Below are 21063 nucleotides of genomic sequence, written 5' to 3'. Positions count from 1 at the left end.
CAATAGGCCGCTTTGCGGGCACTTCGCCGGCCACGCGCCGGCGAGCCAGGCCCTGAAAGTGCTGTGCATGGGCGGAATTCTGCCTATCGCCGGCCAGTGATAGGCGGAATTCCGCTTATCACTGGCCGGTAAAATCGTCCCGCGACAACCCGTGCCGCTGCATTTTTTCGTTCAGCGTTCGCCGCGGCAGTTGCAACGCCTCCATCACCGCACTGATCGCGCCCCCATGCTGGCGCAACGCTGCACGCAGGCACTGGGCCTCGAACGCTTCCATCTGCTCGCTCAGCGATTGCCCGGCAGGGGCCACCTCGGTACTCGGTGAACCCAGGCCCAATGCGTGCCGCTCTGCCGCATTGGCCAGCTCGCGCACGTTACCCGGCCAGTCATGCGCCAGCAGTTGTGCCAGTTGCGCGCCCGACAGCGGCGGCGCAGTGCGGCCAAGCCGGTCGGCAGCAGCGCGGGCGAAGTGGTCGAACAGCAGCGGAATGTCTTCACGCCGTTCGCGCAAAGGCGCCAGGCGCAACTCGGCAACGTTCAGGCGGTAGGCAAGGTCTTCACGGAAGCGCCCGGCACGGGCCTCCTCCAGCAAGTCGGGCTTGGTTGCGGCGATGATGCGCAGGTCAACGTTGATACTCTGGTTCGCCCCCAGGCGCTCGAGCTTCTGCTCCTGGATCACCCGCAGCAGTTTGGCCTGCTGGGCCAGCGGCATGCTTTCGATTTCATCGAGAAACACCGTGCCGCCGTTGGCATATTCCAGCTTGCCGACGCGCTTGCCCTGGGCACCGGTGAAGGCGCCGCTCTCATGGCCGAACAGCTCGGCCTCGAACAATGCCTCAGGAATGGCCGCGCAATTGAGCGCCACGAATGGCTTGGCCGCGCGTGGCCCGAAATCGTGGAGGCAGCGGGCTACACGTTCTTTGCCGCTGCCTGTCTCACCGCGGATCAGCACATTGACCGGCAGGCTGGCCAGGTCCAGCACCTGCCGCCGCAGCAGTTGCAGGCCCTGGGACATGCCCAGCAGCGTGCCTTCCAGGCGTGACTTGAAGTCGGCCTGCTCGTGCAGGCGGCGGTTCTCAAGCACCAACTGGCGTTTTTCCAGAGCCCGCCGCAGGCTGCCCAGCAGATGTTGCGGGGTGAAGGGTTTTTCCAGGAAGTCGTAGGCCCCGTTGCGCATGGCCTCCACGGCCATGGGGACATCGCCGTGGCCGGTCAGCAGGATCACTGGCAGATCGGGGTCGTCCGCCTGCAGGCGTTCGAGCAACTGCAGGCCACCCATGCCGGGCATGCGCACATCGCTGATGATCACACCCGGGAAGTGCTTCGGCAGCTGGCTCAGGCAGTCTTCGGCGCGGGCAAACAGCTGCACGTTGAAGCCCGACAGGCTCAGCCATTGCTCGACCGCTGTGCGGATACTGGCTTCGTCATCGATAACGATCACTGAATTCAACATGCAGGCTCCAGGTCTTGGGGCAGGGTAAGGCTCAGGCGCGCACCGCCAGACAGGTTCTCGGCCTGCAGCTGGCCGCCGACCTCATGGACGATACCGTAGGAGATCGCCAGGCCAAGGCCCAGCCCTTCGCCCACGGGCTTGGTGGTGAAGAAGGGGTCGAAGACCTTGGCCAGGTCGGCCTCGGCTATGCCGCCACCGGAGTCGAGCACACTCAGGCGCCAGCGTTGGCCATCGGCTTCGATGCGTATTTCCAGGCGCTTGTAGCGTTTGTCGGCCATGGCATCGAGGGCGTTGCGCAACAGGTTGATCAGCACCTGTTCCAGGCGGATGGCATCGCCCCGTACCCAGGCCGGGCGTGCGAGGTACAGCGCGACCTCGACCTCTTCGCTGCGGATACGCGTTTCCAGCAGGTGCAGTGCCTGATCGACCACGGTGGCCAGGTCCAGGCGCTCGCGCAAGCCCATCGGGCTGTTACGGGCGAAGGTCTTGAGGTGACTGGTGAGCGCGGCCATGCGCGTGAGCATCTGCTCCAGCGGCTCGAGTGCCTGCCGCGCTTCGGCAGGCCGGCCATTGTCGAGCAGCAGGCGCACGGTTTCCAGTTGCATGCGCTGGGTTGTCAGCGGTTGGTTGATTTCGTGGGCCATGGCCGCCGACATCTGGCCCAGCGCGGCCAGTTTGGCGGATTGCACCAGGCCCTCCTGGGCGGTACGCAGCTCGCGGGTACGTTCCTCGACTTGGCGCTTGAGCTCTTCCCGGCTGCGCTGGCGCAGCCGTGCCAGGCGTAGGCGCTGGCTGATGAACAACGCCGCGAACACCAGGCTCAGCCATACGGCAGCAGCGCCGAGTGCGGCGTTGCGGCCGTCTGCCGCCACCTGCGGCTTGCGCAGCAGGTGCAAGGTCCAGCCCTCGCCTGCCAGCGGCAGGCTTTCCCACAGGTACTCGGCGCTGCCGTCGGGGCCTTGTACGCGGCTAAGGGTGCTGTTGGCAGCGAAGCGCGTGAGCACCTGATGGTGCAGCGGCACCAGCGGCTGCTTGTCGTACTGGCGTGTTTCGGCGAGTTCGGCACGGTCGGCGCCGCTCAGTGGCTGCAGTTCGCGGTAGCGCCAGCCGTCCTGGTTGGCAATGAAGGTGATGCCGCGGGCATCGCTGACCAGCAGGATATCGCTGCCCTGGCGCCATTCGCGTTCCAGCTCCGGGAACTCCAGCTTGACCACCATGGCGCCGAGAAAACGGCCATGTTCGTCGTTGACTGCGCTGGCCAGAAAGTACCCCGGTACCCCGCTGGTCACGCCAACGGCATAGAAGCGGCCCGTACCCTGGCTGCGGGTTTGCTTGAAGTAGGGGCGAAAGCCGTAGTTGGAGCCGACGTAGGTGCTGGGTAGCCGCCAGTTGCTGGCTGCCACGGCCAGGCCGGTGTGGTCGAGCAGTTCGAGGGTCGAAGAGTTGGCCGCACCGTTGATACGTTCGAGCTTGCGGTTCAGGGCGCCTTGCACCGTCTCGCTGACCGGGCCGCGCAGGGCGTCGATCAGTTCCGGGTCCAGCGCCAGCACGGCCGGCAGGGCCCGGTAGCGGTCGATCAGCGTATGCAGGGTATTGGCGTACAAGCCCAGTTGCTGGTGGGCACGTTGTGCGTCGTTTTCCATGGCCTGGCGCTTGGCCTGGTGCATCGCCCAACCGGCACTGAGGGCAGTGCCTAGCAGGATCAGCAGGGTAATCAGCCCCAGCCGCAGGGCGCGAAAGGAAAAGGGCATGGCGCGGATCCGGATCATTGGGGCATCGGGGCTGGCCCCCTACGCGGGCTTGCCCGCCCCCACGTGTGAGTACCTGTGGGAGCGGGCAAGCCCGCGAAAGGGCCGGTACAGGCGACCGTTCAGTTACAGCAATTCAAAGCTCTGCTGCTGCACCGCCTGGGAATCCAGCCCGACCTGGACATTGAATTCCCCGGGCTCGGCAACCCGCTGCAACTGGCCATTGTAGAACTTCAGGTCTTCTTCGCTGATACGGAAGCTCAAGGTGCGCGTCTCACCGGGCTTGAGCATCAGTTTCTGGAAGTTCTTCAGCTCTTTGACCGGGCGGCTCATCGATGCCGAGACATCCTGCAGGTACAACTGCACCACGGTCTCGCCTGCCAGCTTGCCGGTGTTCTTCACCGTGACCTTGGCTTGCAGCGTGTCGCCGCGCTTGAGGTTGTTGGCCGACAGCGTCAGGCCCGACAGCTCGAAGCTGCTGTAGCTCAGGCCATAGCCGAACGGGTACAGCGGGCCGTTGGGCTCTTCGAAGTACTGCGAGGTGTAGTTGCCGGGTTTGCCTGGCGTGAACGGCCGGCCGATACGGGTGTGGTTGTAGTACATCGGGATCTGCCCGACCGAGCGCGGGAAGGTGATGGCCAGCTTGCCGGACGGGTTGTAGTCACCGAACAGCACGTCGGCAATGGCATTGCCGCCTTCGGTACCGGCGAACCAGGTTTCGAGAATGGCATCGGCCTGTTCACGTTCCCAGCTGATCGACAGCGGGCGGCCGTTCATCAGCACCAGTACCAGTGGCTTGCCGGTCGCCTTCAAGGCCTTGATCAGTTCACGCTGGCTGGCAGGAATCTCCAGGGTGGTGCGGCTCGACGACTCGTGGGACATGCCGCGGGACTCGCCAACCACGGCCACTACCACGTCGGCTTGTTGCGCTGCCTTGACCGCTTCATCGATGAGCACCGCAGCGGGGCGCGGGTCGTCGACGATTTCCGGGGCATCGAAATTGAGGAAGTTCAGGTAATCGAGGATGGCCTTGTCGCCGGTGATGTTGGAGCCTTTGGCGTAGACCAGTTTGGCCTTGCCTTCCAGGGCGCGGCGCAGGCCTTCGCGCACGGTGATGGAATGCGCCGGTTTGCCGTCGGCGGCCCAGCTGCCCATCATGTCGATCGGGGCATCGGCCAGGGGCCCGACCAGCGCGAGGGTGCCGGCTTTTTTCAGCGGCAGGGTCTGGTTGTGGTTTTCCAGCAGCACCAGGCTGCGACGCGCCACGTCACGGGCGGCTTCGCGGTGCAGGCGGTCGCTGCCGTAGTAGTCTTTCAGGTCGGTTTCGGCCTTGCCAATGCGCACGTACGGGTCCTTGAACAGGCCCATGTCGTATTTGGCCCCTAACACTTCGCGCACGGCCTGGTCCAGTTCGTGCTGGCTCACCTCGCCAGACTTCAGCAGGGCTGGCAGTTCCTGGCCGTACAGGGTGTCGTTCATGCTCATGTCGATGCCGGCCTTGATAGCCAGCTTGGCGGCTTCGCGGCCATCGCGGGCGACGCCATGGCGGATCAGTTCCTGGATGGCGCCGTGGTCGCTGATGGTCACCCCCTTGAAGCCCCACTCCTTGCGCAGCAGGTCGTTCATCAGCCAGGTGTTGGAGGTGGCCGGCACACCGTTGATCGAGTTCAGCGCCACCATGACGCCCCCGGCACCGGCATCGAGTGCGGCGCGGTAGGGCGGCAAGTAATCGTTGTACATTTTCGGCAGGCTCATATCGACCGTGTTGTAGTCGCGCCCGCCCTCTACTGCACCGTACAACGCAAAGTGCTTGACGATGGCCATGATGCTGTCGGGGTTGGCCGGGCTGCTGCCCTGGAACGAGCGCACCATGACCTGGCCGATCTTCGAGGTCAGGTAGGTATCCTCGCCGAAACCTTCACTGGTGCGGCCCCAGCGGGGGTCGCGGGCAATATCGACCATGGGGGCGAAGGTCATGTCCAGGGCGTCGGCCGAGGCTTCGATGGCGGCGGTGCGGCCCACTTTGGCCACCGCGTCCATGTCCCAGGTGGCGGCCATGCCCAGGCCGATCGGGAAGATCGTGCGCTCGCCGTGGACGGTGTCGTAGGCGAAGAACATCGGGATCTTCAGGCGGCTGCGCATGGCCGCATCCTGCATCGGCCGGTTTTCCGGCGCGGTGCGGGAATTGAAGGTACCGCCAATGCGGCCAGCGGCGATTTCCTCGCGAATCTTGTCGCGCGGCATTTCCGGGCCGATGCTGATCAGGCGCAGTTGGCCGATTTTCTCGGCTTCGGTCATCTGGCTGACCAGATGGTCGATGAAGGCCTGCTTGTCTTGCAGGGGCGGGGCGGAGGTGGCGGCGAGGGCCGCCTGACTGGCAAGGCCCATGGCCAGGCCCAGCAAAGACAGTTTCATCATCAGTTCCGTTGTGGGGCCTCTGCCGTATCCAGGGTGGTACGCGCGCGGCCGAAGTTTTCAGGCGGCTATTGTTGTACGATTTGCAGGCAATGCTTCCAGCGGCCGATTATGCCTGAATATGTCACCCGCGGACGAAGCCCCGTATGCCGGGACAACAACTATAAGAAAGCTCAGAGACCGACGGCATGACCCCTTTTGACGAGTATGATCAGCGGCAGATTGCCGAAGCCATAGCCCGTGCCGAGCGGCACACCGACGCCGAACTGGTGACGGTACTGGCGCGGCGTGCCGACGACTATGCGTATTGGCCGCTGCTCTGGGCTGCCGTGCTGGCACTGGCCGTGCCGGGCCTGCTGCAGTGGCTGCTGGGCTGGCCGGGCGTGCGTGGCTTGTTGGTGGCCAACATGCTGCTGTTTGTCGGCTTGTGCCTGCTGCTGCGCAGCCCGCGCCTGGCCGGCTGGCTGATCCCCCGGGTGCTGCGCCGCTGGCGTGCTTCGCGCCTGGCGCACCAGCAATTTCGCGAGCTGAACCTGCAGCGTACGGCGGCTGGCACGGCGGTGCTGATTTTTGTCAGCGAGGCGGAGCGGCATGTGGAAATACTGGTTGACCGCGGCATCGAGCACTGCCTGGATGCCAGCGCTCGGGCGGCACTTGTCACCCGGCTTGCCGAACAGGTGCGCCAGGGGCGGACCCTGCAGGGTTTTGTCGAATGCATCGAGGCCTGCGGCGAGTTACTGAGCGAGCAGGTGCCACCGACCCATGCGCGTAACGAGCTGCCAAACCGCCTGGTGATTCTCGACTGAGGCAGCATGCAGGCGCAATTGGGTGAGGGCAGGCAGTTCGGGGCTGCTGTGCAGCCCATCGCCAGCTCCTATTGAACGATCCATAACTTGTTGAATTAGCCGGGCCCTTGTGGGAGCGGGCGCGCCCGCGAACACCGGCGTCGCCGGTGCCAGCCACCGCGTTGGGCTCTTCGCGGGCTCGCCCGCTCCCACACAGGCCGCGTCGCGCTTGCGGCAGGTGTTTGCCACAAGCTATGCAGCGCCTGGCCTGGCCTGGCCTGGGCGTGACGCGGCCGTGGGTGGCCAAGGTATGCCTGGCCGCACGGCACACGGTAGAATGAGCGTTCCGCTACCCAAGGCCCCTTTGTCCATGCCCGCCAGTCATTCCGCTTCCGCCGCGCCGGACGCACTCGCCCAGTTCCTCGACCTGCTGAACGCTGCCCTGCAGGGCGGCACGTTAAGCAAGCTGGTGCTGGCGCGCCATGTCGGTGCCGACCAGACCCTGCAACGAATCATCGCCAAGCCGCTGTTGGTCAAGGGCCAGCCCTGCCTGTCACTGGTCTACCGTCACCAGACCCGAGACATCACCCGCAACCTGGCCCTGGACGATGCCTTGACGCTGGTGGCCGAGTTGCTGCCGGGCAGCTTCCGCAACGCCCACCTCTTCGATGCCGATGGCGAAGTACAGCTGACCTTCAGCAAGAAGGGCAAGCCGATGCTTCAGCGCCATGGCGCACAAGCCCCGCGCGAGGCTGCGCCCGCCAGTGGCCATGACCGTGAGAAAAAACGCTACCTGGAGCTGTCGCGCCCATTCCTGCGCGACCTTGGCGTGACCGACGCGCAGGGGGCACTGATCCCGTCCATGTCGCGCAAGTGGAAGCAGATCAACAAGTTCATCGAGGTCTTCGACCACGCCCTGGCCAGCGCCCCGGTGCCGGCACAGCAGGTACTGCGGGTGGCTGACTTTGGCTCGGGCAAGGGCTACCTGACCTTCGCCATGCATGATTACCTGCGCAATACGTTGGGCCGCGAAGCGCAGGTGACCGGGGTTGAACTGCGCCAGGACATGGTCGACCTGTGCAACGCCGCCGCGGTGCGGCTGCAGCATGCGGGCCTGGAGTTCCAGTGTGGTGACGTGCGCAGCGTGGTGCCCGACGCCATCGAGGTGATGATCGCCCTGCATGCCTGTGACATCGCCACCGACTATGCCATCCATACCGGCATCCGCAGCAATGCCGCGATCATCATGTGTTCGCCGTGCTGCCACAAGCAGATCCGCCCGCAACTGCACAGCCCGGGCCTGCTGCAGCCAATGCTGCAATACGGCCTGCACCTGGGCCAGCAGGCCGAAATGCTCACGGACAGCTTGCGGGCGCTGTACCTGGAGGCCTGTGGTTATGAGACCAAGGTGTTCGAGTTCATCTCCCTGGAGCACACCAACAAGAACAAGATGATTCTTGCGGTGAAGCGGCGCCAGCCGGGCGACAACCGTGCGCTGCTGGAGAAAATCGCCCAGCTCAAGGCGTTCTATGGGGTGCAGGAGCATTGCCTGGAGACGCTATTGCGGTGCGACGGGCTGCTTTGAGCGGGCGCGTATCCCTACCATCCCTACAGAATTCCTTTGCCCTTGATCGGTAATGCTTGTAGGGCATTTCCTGGCTGTGCCTTTCAAGTATTTCTTTGATCAGCGTTTCTGTAGTGTGACGTGCTCAATAGTCAGTTAGCCGGGTTGTCATTTGACAACCCATGGGCAGTAAGTCCACACTGGAGAAAAGCTGATGGCCCGCCCCAGTCATGCCAGGAAAGAGGTCGAACTGGCCTTGAGGCACGCGGAATCAAAGGGATGGAGAGTTGTGGTAGGCGGGGGACATTGTTGGGGAAAAATGTATTGCCCTTTCAACGATGCCGACTGTCGATGCGGGGAGTATTGCATTACCAGCATATGGAGCACGCCGCGTAACGCCGGTAATTTAGCGCGACAGTTGAGGCGTGTGGTTGATCACTGTTCGGCTGACAGGCTGGCAATGTGTACCCCCAAGGAGGAGTAGCGATGGAGTATGAATTCACTCTCAGGTATCAGCTGAGCGGGAACGAAGATATCGATGCGTTGCTGGAGCGCCTGGCTCAGTACGGATGTGATGATGCATTGGCTGGTGTAGGTCAACCTGGGCGTCTGGCATTGGCATTCACTCGCCAGGCGACATCTGCCAGGCAGGCCATCGAGAGCGCATTGAGTGATGTTGCCAGAGCGGTTCCAGGCGCTCGCCTGATCGAAGCGACCCCCGATCTGGTCGGGCTCAGCGATGTGGCGGAACTCATCGGTGTATCTCGGCAGAACATGCGCAAATTGATGCTCGCCCATGCAGGTAGCTTCCCAGTACCCGTGCATGATGGCAGCACCGCTCTGTGGCACCTGGCCGATGTGTTGCCATGGCTGCAGGCGCGAGGGAGCTACCCGATCGGCAAGAGCACGTTGGAGCTTGCGCGCATGGCAATGGCCGTTAACGTGTCTAAAGCATACGAACGCGTGCTCGGCGAGCCAGACCTGGCCCCTTCAGCAGGCGCTTGAGGCTGGCCTCAACCTCGGGTGGCCACGGCTTCGATAGACAGCGATGCCTGCCCCAGCGGATGGGTCGTGGCATCGAAGAAGTGCAGTGACGTGCCCGGCATGGCGCCCAGGCGATCGACGAAATGCTGCTTCTGGTTGATCACCGACGCTTCACTCAACGGCCGAATGGCGATCGCCAGGTGCTTGGGCCCGGCCATTCGAATGGCGTCGAGCAGGTGCTGGTCAGTGCTGTCCAGGTGCTGGCCGAACAGGCACAGGCCACGGTGTTCCTGGGCCAGCTGCCCCAGGCACCAGCTCAGGTAGTCCGAGTGGCGGATGGCGCGCAGTTTCTCGTCGCTGCGGTCTTCATTGACGAACAGCGGCACCTCACCGGGAATGTTCACGGCAAAACCTTCCAGCAGCTCGGCGCTCTCGGCGCTGCGTTGACGGGTGGTGCCGTCGGGTTGCTTGAGCAGGTGCAAGCCACCGTGCAGGTGCATCACCCGGGTACCCTCGCTGCTGCGCCGGCGCACATCGAAGTAACCCTGCTCGTCGAACAGGTCGGCGAAGCCCTGAGGGGCATGTTGCAGGGCCCAAGGCAGCAGCAGGTCGTAGTTGCTGGTGTAGACGCTGCGATAGCCACGCAAGGCCTGATTGAGCACGGCCAGGGTTGCCGGGGGCATCAGCCGCCAGGGCAGATGCACGGTGCGCACGGCGTGGATCAGCGCTTCCTTGATCGAGTAATAGCGGTTGAGCGGCGCAGTGGAGTTGATGGCGAGCGCAGCATTGGCGCGCACGGTGGTGTTGAGCGCGCTGAGCACCGGTTCGAACAGCTCCGTGCCCAAGGACTTGAACAGGGCCTGGTCGCTGATCGCCAGGCCTTTCTTGCGACCGGCGCGTTGCGCCTCCTCGAACAGCGAGAAATAGCCGAACGGCTTCCACACTGCGCGGCTGGCGCCGTTACCCAGCAGCAGGGCTTCGCAGGGGTGGCGGGCGGCAAGTTCTGGCCAGGGCAGGAGTGGGGCGTCGAGTACAGGCATGCTGGGTCCATTGGTGGTGCGGGCGCGGGGCGACTTTAGCATGTCAGGCGGGGGCAAGGGGCATCAACCCTGCCTGGCGGCCGGCACGCTGCGCTTGCGGTTACGCCATACCCGGTAGGCCCGGATGCCGGCGCGCACCGAACCGAACAGCAATTTGTCCTCCATCTCGCGCGCCATGCCCGAGCGCACCAGCATGCGCAGGAAGCTGCCGCGGGCACGGGCGATGGCGAAGAAAATGCCCTGCGCGGCCAGGGTATCGCGCACTTCACGCAATGCGGCCATGCCGCTGACATCGATACTGGTCACGGCCTCGGCATCGAACAACACGGCCTTGGGCTGGGCCTCGCCTTGCACCGCCTCGAGAAGGCGCATCTTGAAGTAGTCGGCATTGAAGAACAGGATTGCGTCGTCAAAACGGTAGACCACCAGGCCGGGCACCGTCCGCGCATCCTTGAACTTGCGAATGTCGACCTGGCCTTCGGTGCCCGGCAGCCAGCCGAGCACGGCGTCGGTAGGCTGGTAGATGCTGTACAACAGGCGCAGTATCGCCAAGGTCACGGCAAACACGATGCCAGGCAGCACGCCCAGCCCCAGCACCCCCACGGTGGTCAGCAGGCACAGCCAGAATTCGAAACGGCTCAGGCGCCGAATGTGGCCCAATGACTTGATATCGATCAGCCCCCAGCCAGCCATCAGCAGCACCGCGCCCAGCGCCGCCTGAGGGATCCACGCCATGGGCGCGGTGAAAAACAAAAGGATCAAGGCGATCACCAGGGCGGCGATGATGCCGACCAGCTGGCTTTTGCCCCCGACCATGTCGTTGACGGCGGTGCGCGAGTCGGCACCGCTGATGGCAAAACCCTGGGAAACCCCGGCGGCCAGATTGCTCACGCCCAACGCCACGAACTCGTGGTTGGCGTTGATGGCGTAGCCATGCCGGGCAGCGAAACTGCGCGCGGTGAGCATGGCGCTGCAGAAACTGACCGTGGCGATACCCAGGGCGTCGCGCAGCAGGCTTTTCATTTCTGCCAGGTTGCTGTGTGGCCAGGCCAGTTGCGGGATGCCGGCCGGCACCGGGCCAAGTATGGCGACGCCGAAGCGGTCGAGGCCGAACAGACCCACCAGCAGCATGAACAGCGCCACCACCGTTAGCGCGGCCGGCAGGCGCGGGTAGCGGCGTGGCAGCCAGATCAGCAGGCCTAGGGCGGCCAGGCCGATGCACAACGTCAACCCGTGAATTTCGCCCAGGCGTTGGAGGAAGTTGATCAGGCTGAGGATGAAACCGTCGCCCTCGATGCTGAACCCCACCACCTTGGTCAACTGCCCGGCGATCAGGCTCAGGCCGATACCGTTGAGGTAGCCGATCAGAATCGGCCGCGAGAAGAAGCTGGCGATGAACCCGGCCCGCGCCAGGCCAGCGGCAATCAGCATGACCCCGACCAGTACGGTGACGATGACCGACAGCTCGGCAGTGCGTTGCGGGTCGCCCAAGGCCAGCGGCGCCACGGCCCCGGCAATCATGGCGCAGGTAGCCGCGTCGGGGCCGACCATCAACTGGCGCGAGCTCCCGATCAGGGCGTAGATCATCATCGGCAGCACACAGGCGTACAGGCCGTACTGCGGCGGCAAGCCCACGATCTGGGCGTAGGCGATGGCAATCGGGATCTGGATGGCTGCCACCGACAGCCCTGCCTGCAGGTCGGCGTGCAGCCATTCGCGGCGGTAGTGCAGCAGGTTGGCAAGGCCCGGTAGCCAGCGGGAGAGCAACATGCGTCGTCCTTTCGAAATGTTTCACGAAACCCTGGGCGCATTGAAACGGATCGACAGGCAATTGGCCATGCTGCTGATCATCGAAAGCAGCAGATCGAAGCGATTGGCAGAAACGAAAAAAGGAGCGAACGCTCCTTTTGACAGCGATGACGTTGCCGGAACGCCATGCGGGGGAATGTAATGTGGAGCGGGTAGAGGGAATCGAACCCTCAACTAAAGCTTGGGAAGCTTTCGTTTTACCACTAAACTATACCCGCCTTACGCCGCACTTTTTACCAGAACCCTGCGGGAAATAGAAGCCCACGTTATAAAAAAAGCGTGTCGGCGCCCCATGCCGGCGGCTATCCGCACCAAGGCGCCGAGTTGCTCAGATAGCCAGTGCATGCTGCCCCTGTTGCAGCGGCTGGTAACGTTGCCGGGCTTCACGCAGGGTTGGCTTGAGGAAGCCCAGCATGGCATTGCGGGTGTCCTCGCAGGCGGCCTTGGTCTCCATGTCCAGAAAGTGCCCTGCACCGCGGATAACCCCAAACTGGCTGCGCCCCACGTGTTTGCCGAACTGCCGTGCATCTGCGGCCGTGGTGTACTCGTCGCGTTCACCATTGATGAACAACACCGGAATATCGATAGCGCGCGCGCCCTCCAGTGCCCGTGCCAGGTCATGTTGCAGCACCTGGTTGATGTGGAAGTGCATCTGCGCGTATTCGTGGCTGTCCAGGCTGCTGACGTGCCGGTAGTTGAACCGCTTGAACAGCGACGGCAGGTACTTGCCGATGGTGTCGTTGATCAGGTTGCCGACTTGATAGCGGTCGCAGGCGGCCAAGTACTGGCAACCGCGCGCCAGGTAGTCGCGCATTGGTTCATTGATCACCGGCGAGAACGAACTCACCACGGCCTTCTTCACATACCGCGGCTGGTGCGCCAGTGCCAGTAGCGTGCTGGCACCGCCCCACGAGAACGACATCACGTGGTCGGCCTGGAAGTGATCAATCAGTTCAAGGAGGATATGCGCCTCCGTCTCCTTGCTGATCAGCCGTTCGTGGCGGTTGTGCGGTTTGGATTTGCCCGCGTAGGGCTGGTCGAACAGGACGACATTGAACTGCGGGTGCAGGTTACGCACCGTCTGGGCGAACGAGGCTGTGGTGGCCAGCGAGCCGTTGATCAGGATGATCGTATTCTCAGCCGCATCCGCGCGATAGAACTCCGTGTAAACCCGATACTGACCTTGAATATCAAGTACAGCGATTTCTGGCCTCATGTCATCGACTCCTGGCGCAAAAAGGGTATTCGCGTCACCTGGTGGCTTGTCGCGGCAACGGGTCGTTCACTTTTGGCGGCGGCTTGGCCGAACACTCAAGCCACTGGCTCAAAGAGAGCGCATTCCCGAAACAGGACATCAGGGTGCACGTTCTTTATGACAGGTAGGCATTCGCCTGAAGAGTAACCGGGGCCCTGTGTCGATCCTTGGCACTTGCGTCGACGGTGTTGTTGTATGGCGGGCAATCTGCCGTGCCCCAAGGCATCTAGGCCCTGGGTGGCCGACAAAAAGTGTCTGGGTCTACGATCGTGACTTAGCGGTCACATGCAGACTGACGATTGGGATTCAAGCAGGGGGGCGGGGATCCTGCAAGTGCCGTTCGGGCTTAATTGTGACGTTTGGCGCTGAGCGGTCGTATGGTGCGCGCTCAGCGGTAGGTTGCGCGAGTTCGCGGGCGGGCTAGACGGTGCCTATTTCTTCCGGCGTGAGTTGCCGAAAGGCGCCGGGCGCCAACCCCGGGTCGAGCCGGATCGCCCCCATGCTCTCCCGGTGCAGCCCCACGACCTTGTTGTCGAAAAACCCGAACATGCGTTTGACCTGGTGATAGCGCCCTTCGACAATCGCCAGCCGCGCCTGGCGCGGCCCTAGAATGTCCAGCTGGGCGGGCTGGGTGGTGAGGTTCTCAAAGGCGAAGTAGAAGCCTTCACGGAACTTGGCCACATAGTGCTCGGCAATCTCGTCCTCGGTTTCAACCAGGTACTGCTTGGGCAGCTTGGTCGCTGGCTGGGTCAGGCGGCGCGACCACTGGCCATCGTTGGTCAGGATCATCAGGCCGGTGGTGTTGAAGTCCAGGCGCCCGGCGATGTGCAGGTCTGCACGCAGCGCCGCCGGCAACAGCTCGAGCACAGTGGGGTGCTGTGGGTCGTGGGTTGCGCTCACGCAGCCGGCCGGCTTGTGCAGCATCAGGTAGCGCGCCGGGCGGCCAGCCTGCAGCAACTGCTCGTCCAGTTGCACCCGGCTGAACTCCCGCACCTCGGCCAGCGGGTCGCTGATGACCTGGCCATCCAGGCGCACACGGCGCTGGGCCAGCATCAGCCGGGCTTGCTGGCGGTTGCAGTGGGGCAGGTTGGCAAGGAAACGATCGAGGCGCATGGCTTGGCGTCAGCTGGAAGGGCGTGATTGGAGTTGGTCTTCAACGGCGGCGCAGCGCGGGCACAGGCAGGCTTTGTCCCGCAGCGCGGCGGGCAGTGCCTGGAGCACGCTCGGGTCGATGGTGACACCGTAGCACCAGCAGGCCTGGGTGGCCCGGCGTGGGTCGGCCAGGCTGCAGTGGTTGAGCGCGCCGCAAGCGGGGCAGTGTTGCTGATCAGTCATGGGGTTTCGCTACAGACACGGTTGCGGCCAGCCTGTTTGGCACGATAAAGGGCACGGTCGGCGCGGGTCAGCAGGGTGTGCAGGGTATCCCCCGGTCGCAGGCTGCTCAGGCCGATGCTGGTGGTCAGGCGCAGTGGCTGGTCGTCGTAGCTGAAGGTCAGCTGTTCGGTGCGCTGGCGGATCTTTTCCGCCACCTCGATGGCGTGCCGACCCTCGGCCTCACGCAGCAGCACGATGAATTCCTCGCCACCCCAGCGGCACAGTATATCCGACTGGCGCAGGCTGCTTTGCAGCACATTGGCGAACTGGCGCAGCACTTCGTCGCCTGCCAGGTGGCCATGGGTATCGTTTAACGCCTTGAAGTGGTCCAGGTCGAACAGCAATGCCACCAGCGGGCCATTGTCGCGCTGGGCTTCGCGCAGGGCCTGGGCAGCCAGCAGGTCGAAGCTGCGCCGGTTGAGCAGGCCGGTGAGGCTGTCGAGCGTCGCCAAGGCCTCTGTGCTGGCCTGATGGCGGCGGACCATGGCGTGTACCAGTGCCAGTACCACCAGGGTGATCATGGTGCAGATTGCCAGGTTCAGGTACAGCGAGTGACGGATGCGATCGAGCGCGCCGGTTTCCCGTTTGTCCACCAGCAGGTACCAGTCCAGTTCAGGCAACTGGCGCACGTTGAGGAAGTGGCTGTGCTGGTCGCTGTCACGGTACTCGTGGCTGCCTTCGCTGGGTACCGGCCGTTCGGCCAGCAGGTTTTGCAGTTCGGGGTTGGCACTGAGCCGCTGGCCCACCTGTAGGCCATGCGGGCCGCCTGCCGAGCCGGTCAGCAGCACCTTGCCCTTGGCGTCGGTGAATAGTACCGCGCGCTGGTAGCGTTGTTGGTAGCGGTCGATCAGCTTGACCACCGACGATACGCTCAGGCCGACACCGGCGGCGCCGATGAAGCGTTGCTGATAGTCATGCACCTGATAGTTGATGAATACGGTCAGGCTGTCATGGTTGGCCATGTCGAAGTCGACGTTGATCTCATAAGGTGCCTTGAGGTCACGCAGGCGGAAGTACCAGGCGTCGCGCCAGGCACCAGGGTCGACATGCTTGAGCACCCCCTTGGCCTGGTAGTAGGTCAGGGTGCGGTCGGACACGAAAAATGAGGTGAAGGTGTCCTGCTTGCCCATGACCTCGCCCAGGTAGCGGGTCATGCGGGCGGTGTCCTGCTCGCCGGACAGCACCCAGTCGCGCAGGAAGGTGTCCTGGGCCATCATCGAGGCGATCAGTACCGGGCGAATCAGGTCTTTCTGGATCTCCGAGTAGACCGTGTCGGAGGTCAGCGGCAATTCGGTGTTGATGATGCCGTCACGGATAGCGCTGCGCGAAGCGAAGTAACTGAGCAGCGAGGTGGCGAGAAAGCCGCAGGCCAGCAGCAACAGGAGGGTGAAGATCAGCGAACGCTGCGAAAACAGGGTGTAACGTAAAGGCATGATCTTCCCATGATGTGTGCCGAGCCGCCCATTCTAGTGAGGTAGCCCTGAAATGACTGCAAGTTATTCGGTGCCCGGGCAGCTGTATCAAATTATTGCAGGAATGGCACTGCACCTTGTTCCCGGTGTCTTATTCAATGTCGATGAACACATTTCGCATCGACGCCCGACAGCGCCGCTGTGCGGGCACTCCAGCGGTCCAGGAGGCCGCCATGTCCTATCGAATCCTGTTGATCGCCCTGCTGGGGTCGATGACTTCCGCCTGCGCGCCTTACTACGAGAGTGGCAGCTACTACCGCTCCGACTATTACACCAGCGACCGCTATGCAGCGCCCGGGTACTATCGTTATGACCGTTACTACGTGGCGCCACAGCCACGCTACTACTACCAGCCGGCACCACGCTACTACTACCAGCCCGCCCCGCGTTACCGCTATCAGCCCGCACCCAACTACCGGCCGCAGCCACGCCCGCCGGTGACCCAGTGGCACGGCAACCCGCGCCATGACTATGGCAACCGCCAGCGTGATGACTACCGGGGTGACCGGGACCGGCACGACTACCGCGATGGCAGCCAGCGCTACCGGCGGGGCGGCTGGCAATCCAATGGGCCAGGCAATGGCGGTGGGCCAGGTGATGGGCCGCGCCGGCAGGGGCAATGGCAGCGCTAGGCAGCCACTGCACTAACCCAGGTCCGCCAGCGGGTGACTGCCCTCCCACACCTTGGCGAAGTGAGCCTCAACCACCGCTGCCGGCACCTGCGCCACATCCGGCCAGTGCCAGCGCGGCTGGTTGTCCTTGTCCAGCAGGCGGGCGCGTACCCCTTCACTGAACTCCGGGTGGCGGCAGCAGTTCAGGCTCATGCAGTACTCCATCTGCAACACTTGCGCCAGTGACAGGTGCCGCGCCCGGCGAATCTGCTCCCAAACCAGATGGGCGGTCAGCGGGCAGCCTTGCTGCAGTCGTTGGCCGGCGTCGGCCAGCAATGGGTCGTCATGGTGCTTCAGGTTTTCCAGCGCGCGCCATGCGGCAGCCGCATCGGCAACATCGAGCAACGCGTCGATCACTGCCCGGCGCGGCAACCATTGAGCGGCCGGTAATTCGGCACACACGCGGTGCTGTTCGGCCTTGAGCAGGCTGTTGAGCTGCAACGCGGTGTGTTCCTGCCAGTTCAGTTGCAGCAGCTCATCGACCAGGGTTTCTTGCTGGTGCTCACCCAGGAAGCGGTCGGCCAAACCCAGGTCCAGGGCATCGCGGGCGTTGAGCGGGGCGCCGGTCAGGCCAAGGAACAGCCCCAGTTTGCCTGGCAGCCGGGCCAGGAACCAGCTGGCGCCCACGTCCGGGTACAAGCCGATGCTGACCTCTGGCATGGCCAAACGGCTGCTGGGTGTGACAATGCGCACGTTGGCGCCTTGCAGTAACCCCATGCCGCCGCCCAGAACATGGCCATGCCCCCAGCACAGCAAAGGTTTGGGGTAGGTGTGCAGGCTGTAGTCCAGGCGGTATTCGGCGGCGAAGAAGGTGGCGGCCAGCGGTGGCACGCTGCCAGGTTGATCGCGGCAAGCCTGGGCCAGCGCGCGCACATCACCCCCCGCGCAGAATGCCTTGGCGCCGCTGCCACGCAACAGCACGCAGACCACCCCGGGGTCGCGCGCCCACGCCTGCAGCTGGTCGCCCAGCGCCTCGATCATCGGCAGGGTCAGGGCATTGAGCGCCATGGGCGCATCGAGGGTGGCGATGCCCATGCGGGCGCCATCGGCGCCAGTAAGCACCTCGCAATGAATGGTCATGGACTACCTCGCGCAAGTCATGGCCCAAGTATGGCTTGCCTGGCCAATCATGCCGGTCGTCGGTCGGATCGTTTGACAAGCGGGTAGGGCTTACCTAGTGTCGCGCCATTGTTTATGGAAGGCCCCATGACTGACGACGACCGTATCAAACTCGAACCCAGCTGGAAGGCCGCGTTGCGCGGTGAGTTCGACCAGCCCTACATGCATCAGTTGCGCGAGTTCCTGCGTAGCGAGTACGCTGCCGGCAAGCAGATCTACCCGCCAGGGCCGCTGATCTTCAACGCGCTCAACTCGACACCGCTGCAACAGGTGAAAGTGGTGATCCTCGGCCAGGACCCTTACCACGGGCCTGGCCAGGCGCACGGCTTGTGCTTCTCGGTGCAACCTGGGGTGGCCACGCCGCCGTCGCTGGTCAATATCTACAAAGAGTTGCAGCGGGACCTGAACATCCCGATCGCCAGCCACGGCTACCTGCAAAGCTGGGCCGAGCAAGGCGTGCTGCTGCTCAACACCACCATGACGGTCGAGCGCGCGAATGCGGCCTCGCATGCCAAGAAAGGCTGGGAGCACTTTACCGACCGGATCATCCAGGTCGTCAGCGAGCAGTGCCCGCACGTGGTGTTTCTGCTGTGGGGCGCCCATGCGCAGAGCAAGCAGAAGCTGATCGATGGCACCAAGCACCTGGTGCTGAAGTCGGTGCACCCGTCACCGTTGTCGGCTTACCGCGGCTTTCTCGGCTGCGGGCACTTCAGCCGCACCAACAGCTTCCTCGAGCAGCGCGGGTTGGCGCCGATCAACTGGGCGTTGCCGCCGTTGTAGTCATGTGGAATGGCGCAGCGCCTGGCCAGCGGGTTCACCGCTCGCCGGGCGCTGCGTTCATCAAGGCCTGGCGTTCCACGCGCGGAACAATGGCTCGGCCAGGAACAGCACCAGCAGCAGCCGCATCACCTGCAGAGCCGTCACCAGCGGCACCGACAGCTGCAGTGTCTCTGCGGTCAGGCTCATTTCGGCAATCCCGCCTGGCATCATGCCCAGTGTCAGCGAGCGCAAGTCCAGTGCCGTCAGGACGCTCAGTGCCCAGGCGGCCAGGGCGGCAATGGCCATGCAAAATGCCGTGGCCAGCAGGGTGCGGGCGAGAAACGATGGGGCGCGGCGGAAGAATTCGCGGTTGAAGTGGCAGGCCAGGGCGCTGCCAATCAACCATTGGCCGATCTGGCTGGCGCCGTTGGGCAGGGCGATCTGCAGGTTGGTGGCCAGGCTCACCGAGGCCGCCACCAGCAGTGGCCCGAACAGCCATGGGTTGGGCTGGCGCAAGCGCTGCCACAGCAGGGCCACGGCAATGCCCAGCGGGGCAATCAGGGCCAACCAGCTCCAACTTACGCTGCCTGCGTGGTTGAGCGCGACGCCGTCGCCCAGCAGGTACTTGAATATTGCCGGTACGCACAACACCACAGCCAGCACCCGCAGGCTCTGCGCGGCCGCCACCTGGCTGAGCACCGCGCCGTTGCGCGCGCCAAGGTTGACCATCTCTCCCGAACCGCCGGGCATGCTGGCGAAGAACGCAGTGGCGCGGTCCTCGCCGCTGCGCCTGAGCAGCCACACGCTGATCACGCTGGTCACGGTAGTGAACACCGCGCTGAAGAAAATCAGGACGAAGTGGCTGGCGACCTGCTCGATCACCGCCGGGGTGAAGTGCAGGCCAATGCCGATGCCGATGACCCACTGCCCGCATTTGCGGCCATTGGGTATTTCCGGCAATTGCCAGGGCGTCAGGCAGCGCACCAGGATGATCGCCAGCAGCGAGCCGATCATCCACGGCAAAGGCCAGCCGACCTTGCTGGCGGCAAAACCCCCAGCAAGGCCGACCAGCCCGGTTGCAACGTACAGCGGCAGTGACCGGTCAGGCATCGGCCATGGCCCGACGCTGCTTCGCACGTTTGCGCCAGATGCGCAGCAGCGGCAGGGTCAGCATGCACAGGGTCAGCACCCATACCGACAGGCTGATGGGGCTTGACCAGAGGATGCCCAGTTCACCGTTGGAAATCGACAGCGCGCGGCGCAGGTTCTGTTCCATCAGGCCGCCGAGGATGAAGCCCAGCAGGATCGGCGACAGCGGGAAGTCCAGCTTGCGCAGGATGTAGCCCATGATACCGATGCCGACCATCAGGAACAGGTCGAAGGTGGTGGCGTGCACGGCGTACACGCCGATTGCGGTGATGATGGCGATCACCGGCACCAGCGCCCAGTTTGGTACGGCCAGGATGCGGGTGAAGATGCGGATCATCGGGATGTTGAGGATCACCAGCATGATGTTGGCGATGAACAGCGAGGCGATCAGGCCCCAGACGATGTCTGGCTGCTGCTCGAACAGCAGGGGGCCTGGGGTGATGTTGTACAGGGTCAGTGCACCGATCATCACCGCGGTGGTACCGGAGCCCGGTACGCCCAGCGTCAGCATGGGCACCAGGGCGCCACAGCAGGAAGCACCAATGGCGGTTTCGGGTGCCGCCAGGCCACGGGCGTCGCCCTTGCCGAACTTGCCGCTGGTGCCGGCGAGGCGTTTTTCGGTCATGTAGGCCACGGCGCTGGCCAGCGTGGCGCCAGCGCCCGGCAGCACGCCCATGATGAAACCGAGCAGGCCGCAGCGGATATTCACAACGAACACCGAAGCCGCTTCCTTGAAGTTGAACAGCATGCGCCCGGTGGCCTTGACCGCCTGGTGGCCATGGTGGGTCTTTTCCAGCAGCAGGAGGATTTCGCTGATCGAGAACAGGCCCAGTACCAACACCACGAACTGGATGCCATCGGCCAGGTGCACGCTGTCGCCGGTGAAGCGGTAGACGCCGCTGTTGGCGTCGATACCGACCGCCGACAGGAACAGCCCGATCAATGCGGCAATGAAGGTTTTCAGCGGTTTGTCACCGGCCATGCCGCCCAGGCAGACGATGGCGAACACCATCAGCACGAAGTACTCGGCCGGGCCGAAGGCAATCGCCCATTTGGCCAGCAGGGGGGCGAACAGCACCATGCCGCAGGTGGCGATGAGCGCACCGATGAACGAACTCCAGGCCGACAGCGACAGGGCAACGCCAGCCAGGCCCTGGCGGGCCATCGGGTAACCGTCGAGGGTGGTCATCACGGTCGAAGCCTCGCCCGGGATGTTCAGCAGAATCGAGCTGATACGCCCGCCGTACTCGCAGCCCAGGTACACCGCTGCCAGCAGGATCAGCGCCGATTCTGGCGGCAGGCCGAGGGCGAAGGCAATCGGGATCAGCAGGGCCACGCCGTTGATCGGGCCCAGGCCCGGCAGCAGGCCGACCACGGTGCCGATCAAGGTGCCGGACAGGGCGGTGACCAGGTTATAGGGGGACAGGGCAACGCCGAAGCCCTGGCCCAGGTAGCTCAAGGTATCCATG

At 63.9% G+C, this 21063-nt stretch carries 19 protein-coding genes and 1 tRNA gene; 7 read left to right on the top strand and 13 right to left on the bottom strand.

Annotation, left to right across the window (positions count from 1 at the left end; all coding sequences use genetic code 11):
* Positions 1-118: 118 nt before the first annotated feature.
* The 3 genes from L1P09_RS20110 to bglX all read right to left on the bottom strand — a co-directional run bounded on the left by L1P09_RS20110 (position 119) and on the right by bglX (position 5616).
* Complete coding sequence (locus L1P09_RS20110) at positions 119-1450, bottom strand: sigma-54-dependent transcriptional regulator (RefSeq protein ID WP_054905630.1); 1332 nt, start codon at positions 1448-1450, stop codon at positions 119-121.
* Positions 1444-3201, bottom strand: a complete 1758-nt coding sequence (locus L1P09_RS20105) for a sensor histidine kinase (protein WP_054905629.1) — start codon at positions 3199-3201, stop codon at positions 1444-1446. The genes L1P09_RS20110 and L1P09_RS20105 overlap by 7 nt, the downstream gene beginning before the upstream one ends.
* A gap of 123 nt (positions 3202-3324) precedes the next feature.
* On the bottom strand, positions 3325-5616 hold the full coding sequence (gene bglX / locus L1P09_RS20100; protein ID WP_235768035.1) for a beta-glucosidase BglX: 2292 nt from the start codon (positions 5614-5616) through the stop codon (positions 3325-3327).
* A 185-nt stretch (positions 5617-5801) separates the two neighbouring features.
* Between bglX and L1P09_RS20095 the strand changes: the two genes are divergently transcribed.
* The 4 genes from L1P09_RS20095 to L1P09_RS20080 all read left to right on the top strand — a co-directional run bounded on the left by L1P09_RS20095 (position 5802) and on the right by L1P09_RS20080 (position 8967).
* The gene (locus L1P09_RS20095; RefSeq protein ID WP_192440859.1) at positions 5802-6419 is read left to right on the top strand and encodes a TPM domain-containing protein; all 618 of its coding nucleotides are present in this window, start codon (positions 5802-5804) and stop codon (positions 6417-6419) included.
* Positions 6420-6768: 349 nt separating this feature from the next.
* Positions 6769-7983: a class I SAM-dependent methyltransferase gene (locus L1P09_RS20090; protein WP_054905626.1), complete on the top strand. Its 1215-nt coding sequence runs from the start codon at positions 6769-6771 to the stop codon at positions 7981-7983.
* A 193-nt stretch (positions 7984-8176) separates the two neighbouring features.
* Positions 8177-8446 (top strand): hypothetical protein, encoded by a 270-nt coding sequence (locus L1P09_RS20085; RefSeq protein WP_082414699.1) that lies wholly within the window; start codon positions 8177-8179, stop codon positions 8444-8446.
* Between the two features lie 2 nt (positions 8447-8448).
* Positions 8449-8967, top strand: coding sequence for a helix-turn-helix transcriptional regulator (locus tag L1P09_RS20080; RefSeq protein ID WP_054905625.1), 519 nt, complete (start codon positions 8449-8451; stop codon positions 8965-8967).
* An 8-nt stretch (positions 8968-8975) separates the two neighbouring features.
* On the opposite strand, the gene L1P09_RS20075 is transcribed toward L1P09_RS20080, so the two are convergent.
* On the bottom strand, positions 8976-9986 hold the full coding sequence (locus tag L1P09_RS20075; RefSeq protein ID WP_054905624.1) for a DUF4917 family protein: 1011 nt from the start codon (positions 9984-9986) through the stop codon (positions 8976-8978).
* 63 nt (positions 9987-10049) lie between these two features.
* On the bottom strand, positions 10050-11756 hold the full coding sequence (locus L1P09_RS20070) for a SulP family inorganic anion transporter (protein ID WP_054905623.1): 1707 nt from the start codon (positions 11754-11756) through the stop codon (positions 10050-10052).
* On the opposite strand from L1P09_RS20070, the gene L1P09_RS20065 reads away from it, so the two are divergent.
* On the top strand, positions 11755-11937 hold the full coding sequence (locus L1P09_RS20065) for a hypothetical protein (RefSeq protein WP_009683073.1): 183 nt from the start codon (positions 11755-11757) through the stop codon (positions 11935-11937). The two genes, L1P09_RS20070 and L1P09_RS20065, sit on opposite strands and share 2 nt — an antisense overlap.
* Positions 11938-11939: 2 nt before the next feature.
* On the opposite strand, the gene L1P09_RS20060 is transcribed toward L1P09_RS20065, so the two are convergent.
* From L1P09_RS20060 to L1P09_RS20040, 5 genes are all read right to left on the bottom strand, one after another.
* Positions 11940-12013: transfer RNA gene (locus L1P09_RS20060), tRNA-Gly, on the bottom strand.
* A 110-nt stretch (positions 12014-12123) separates the two neighbouring features.
* The gene (locus tag L1P09_RS20055; RefSeq protein WP_054905104.1) at positions 12124-13011 is read right to left on the bottom strand and encodes an alpha/beta fold hydrolase; all 888 of its coding nucleotides are present in this window, start codon (positions 13009-13011) and stop codon (positions 12124-12126) included.
* 459 nt (positions 13012-13470) lie between these two features.
* The gene (locus tag L1P09_RS20050) at positions 13471-14163 is read right to left on the bottom strand and encodes a pseudouridine synthase (protein WP_009683071.1); all 693 of its coding nucleotides are present in this window, start codon (positions 14161-14163) and stop codon (positions 13471-13473) included.
* A gap of 9 nt (positions 14164-14172) precedes the next feature.
* Complete coding sequence (locus tag L1P09_RS20045) at positions 14173-14385, bottom strand: cysteine-rich CWC family protein (protein WP_009683070.1); 213 nt, start codon at positions 14383-14385, stop codon at positions 14173-14175.
* The gene (locus tag L1P09_RS20040) at positions 14382-15857 is read right to left on the bottom strand and encodes a sensor domain-containing diguanylate cyclase (RefSeq protein WP_235768034.1); all 1476 of its coding nucleotides are present in this window, start codon (positions 15855-15857) and stop codon (positions 14382-14384) included. The genes L1P09_RS20045 and L1P09_RS20040 overlap by 4 nt, the downstream gene beginning before the upstream one ends.
* 212 nt (positions 15858-16069) lie before the next feature.
* Between L1P09_RS20040 and L1P09_RS20035 the strand changes: the two genes are divergently transcribed.
* Entirely contained in the window at positions 16070-16528 is a 459-nt protein-coding gene (locus tag L1P09_RS20035) for a hypothetical protein (RefSeq protein ID WP_054905107.1), read from the top strand.
* A 12-nt stretch (positions 16529-16540) separates the two neighbouring features.
* On the opposite strand, the gene L1P09_RS20030 is transcribed toward L1P09_RS20035, so the two are convergent.
* The gene (locus tag L1P09_RS20030; protein ID WP_029886128.1) at positions 16541-17647 is read right to left on the bottom strand and encodes an enoyl-CoA hydratase/isomerase family protein; all 1107 of its coding nucleotides are present in this window, start codon (positions 17645-17647) and stop codon (positions 16541-16543) included.
* Positions 17648-17773: 126 nt separating this feature from the next.
* Here L1P09_RS20030 and ung point away from each other — a divergent pair, with 126 nt between their 5' ends.
* Positions 17774-18466: a uracil-DNA glycosylase gene (ung, locus tag L1P09_RS20025; RefSeq protein WP_009683066.1), complete on the top strand. Its 693-nt coding sequence runs from the start codon at positions 17774-17776 to the stop codon at positions 18464-18466.
* A 60-nt stretch (positions 18467-18526) separates the two neighbouring features.
* Here the strand turns inward: ung and L1P09_RS20020 are convergent, their stop codons facing one another.
* Both L1P09_RS20020 and L1P09_RS20015 read right to left on the bottom strand, forming a co-directional pair.
* Positions 18527-19555 (bottom strand): AbrB family transcriptional regulator, encoded by a 1029-nt coding sequence (locus L1P09_RS20020; protein WP_054905108.1) that lies wholly within the window; start codon positions 19553-19555, stop codon positions 18527-18529.
* The gene (locus L1P09_RS20015) at positions 19548-21062 is read right to left on the bottom strand and encodes a tripartite tricarboxylate transporter permease (protein WP_054905109.1); all 1515 of its coding nucleotides are present in this window, start codon (positions 21060-21062) and stop codon (positions 19548-19550) included. Before L1P09_RS20015 ends, L1P09_RS20020 begins: the two co-directional genes overlap by 8 nt.
* Between the last annotated feature and the right edge of the window lies 1 nt (position 21063).

The sequence above is a fragment of the Pseudomonas juntendi genome (assembly GCF_021560075.1).
In the GTDB taxonomy this organism is placed as follows: Bacteria; Pseudomonadota; Gammaproteobacteria; order Pseudomonadales; family Pseudomonadaceae; genus Aquipseudomonas; species Aquipseudomonas juntendi.
This window is presented reverse-complemented; position numbering and strand designations above follow the sequence as displayed.

Coding starts and splice junctions, on each gene's coding strand:
- L1P09_RS20110 (WP_054905630.1), bottom strand. CDS start 1,450: ATGTTGAATTCAGTGATCGTTATCGATGACGAAGCCAGTATCCGCACA.
- L1P09_RS20035 (WP_054905107.1), top strand. CDS start 16,070: ATGTCCTATCGAATCCTGTTGATCGCCCTGCTGGGGTCGATGACTTCC.
- L1P09_RS20095 (WP_192440859.1), top strand. CDS start 5,802: ATGACCCCTTTTGACGAGTATGATCAGCGGCAGATTGCCGAAGCCATA.
- L1P09_RS20065 (WP_009683073.1), top strand. CDS start 11,755: ATGCGTCGTCCTTTCGAAATGTTTCACGAAACCCTGGGCGCATTGAAA.
- L1P09_RS20030 (WP_029886128.1), bottom strand. CDS start 17,647: ATGACCATTCATTGCGAGGTGCTTACTGGCGCCGATGGCGCCCGCATG.
- L1P09_RS20045 (WP_009683070.1), bottom strand. CDS start 14,385: ATGACTGATCAGCAACACTGCCCCGCTTGCGGCGCGCTCAACCACTGC.
- L1P09_RS20080 (WP_054905625.1), top strand. CDS start 8,449: ATGGAGTATGAATTCACTCTCAGGTATCAGCTGAGCGGGAACGAAGAT.
- L1P09_RS20105 (WP_054905629.1), bottom strand. CDS start 3,201: ATGCCCTTTTCCTTTCGCGCCCTGCGGCTGGGGCTGATTACCCTGCTG.
- L1P09_RS20040 (WP_235768034.1), bottom strand. CDS start 15,857: ATGCCTTTACGTTACACCCTGTTTTCGCAGCGTTCGCTGATCTTCACC.
- L1P09_RS20020 (WP_054905108.1), bottom strand. CDS start 19,555: ATGCCTGACCGGTCACTGCCGCTGTACGTTGCAACCGGGCTGGTCGGC.
- L1P09_RS20070 (WP_054905623.1), bottom strand. CDS start 11,756: ATGTTGCTCTCCCGCTGGCTACCGGGCCTTGCCAACCTGCTGCACTAC.
- ung (WP_009683066.1), top strand. CDS start 17,774: ATGACTGACGACGACCGTATCAAACTCGAACCCAGCTGGAAGGCCGCG.
- L1P09_RS20015 (WP_054905109.1), bottom strand. CDS start 21,062: ATGGATACCTTGAGCTACCTGGGCCAGGGCTTCGGCGTTGCCCTGTCC.
- L1P09_RS20090 (WP_054905626.1), top strand. CDS start 6,769: ATGCCCGCCAGTCATTCCGCTTCCGCCGCGCCGGACGCACTCGCCCAG.
- L1P09_RS20050 (WP_009683071.1), bottom strand. CDS start 14,163: ATGCGCCTCGATCGTTTCCTTGCCAACCTGCCCCACTGCAACCGCCAG.
- bglX (WP_235768035.1), bottom strand. CDS start 5,616: ATGATGAAACTGTCTTTGCTGGGCCTGGCCATGGGCCTTGCCAGTCAG.
- L1P09_RS20075 (WP_054905624.1), bottom strand. CDS start 9,986: ATGCCTGTACTCGACGCCCCACTCCTGCCCTGGCCAGAACTTGCCGCC.
- L1P09_RS20085 (WP_082414699.1), top strand. CDS start 8,177: ATGGCCCGCCCCAGTCATGCCAGGAAAGAGGTCGAACTGGCCTTGAGG.
- L1P09_RS20055 (WP_054905104.1), bottom strand. CDS start 13,011: ATGAGGCCAGAAATCGCTGTACTTGATATTCAAGGTCAGTATCGGGTT.